The organism is Legionella sp. ST3F1 (assembly GCF_048553315.1).
GTDB lineage: Bacteria > Pseudomonadota > Gammaproteobacteria > Legionellales > Legionellaceae > Tatlockia > Tatlockia donaldsonii.
This window is the reverse complement of the sequence record NZ_JBLZIO010000107.1, coordinates 1-218: the sequence shown is the minus strand read 5'-3', so window position 1 is coordinate 218 and position 218 is coordinate 1. Positions and strand designations below refer to the sequence as shown.

Here is a 218-nt window from a genome sequence, read left to right as displayed (position 1 = left end):
CAAGCTTCAGTAGACATGATTGCCAAAGCCTATGCTGGGGCTGGAAACCATGACAAAGTGGAAGAGTACCGAACCAGACATCAGGCTTCGATACATGCAATTGTTAAAGGCTATGCTCAAGGGGGCAACCATGCCAAGGTAGAAGAGTACCGAACCAGGCATCAGGCTTCAGTCCATGAAATCGCCGTAATCTATGCCCTGGCCGGCTACCATGACAA

1 protein-coding gene is annotated in these 218 nt (G+C 50.0%); it reads left to right on the top strand.

Translation table 11 applies throughout. From position 1 onward, the window contains the following. Window positions 1–218 (top strand): hypothetical protein (locus ACN4Z1_RS16105; protein ID WP_419413506.1); only part of this gene is annotated, 218 nt, incomplete at both ends.